Below are 533 nucleotides of genomic sequence, written 5' to 3'. Positions count from 1 at the left end.
ACGATGATTACGGGTTTTAATGTGGATTTACGTCCTTTTGGTAGAGGATAATGGCAAAAGTCTTTTTGACCAGTTCTTGGGATATAGAGCGTATAGCCCCTTATCTTGAAGAAATCATTGCATCTTTTAGAGAGTATGTAGAGCGTTTCAAACATGAAATTACGTTGCAAGAACTCATTGAATCTATTTGCAGTGGTAAGAAACAGTTATGGCTTGTTTTGGATGATGAAGAGCGCTTTTTAGCGGTCGTCACGACCCAGATACAACAGACAGTTTTAGGAAAGAAACGCGCTCTGATTTGTGAATGTAGTGGGAAGGGCGTTCTTGATCAAGTTGACAATTTGCAAGTTGTAGAGGATTGGGCGCGTGAGAATGGCGCTTTTGAAATGGAGATCTTGGGTCGTTTGGGTTGGAAACGTGCACTGAACAAGCAAGGTTACAGCATAGATATGCTTTATTACAGGAAGGAATTGTGAAATGGGGAGCAAGACACCAGCAACAACAGAACAAAAGCAGGTACAGACAAGCGCCCC

At 42.2% G+C, this 533-nt stretch carries 1 protein-coding gene; it reads left to right on the top strand.

Going from position 1 to position 533, the window contains the following annotated elements:
- Positions 1-50 precede the first annotated feature (50 nt).
- Positions 51-476 carry a hypothetical protein gene (locus tag ACFIKJ_RS09735; protein ID WP_375649495.1) on the top strand — a complete coding sequence of 142 codons (426 nt, stop codon included), beginning with the start codon at positions 51-53 and terminating at the stop codon, positions 474-476.
- Positions 477-533: the final 57 nt, after the last annotated feature.

The organism is Bartonella sp. PS7NMGDW (assembly GCF_042193585.1).
In the GTDB taxonomy this organism is placed as follows: Bacteria; Pseudomonadota; Alphaproteobacteria; order Rhizobiales; family Rhizobiaceae; genus Bartonella; species Bartonella grahamii.
The sequence above is the reverse complement of the archived record's forward strand: the minus strand, read 5'-3'. Positions and strand labels throughout refer to the sequence as shown.

Excerpts from the sequence above, each read along its gene's own strand:
- ACFIKJ_RS09735 (WP_375649495.1), top strand. The coding sequence starts at position 51 with ATGGCAAAAGTCTTTTTGACCAGTTCTTGGGATATAGAGCGTATAGCC.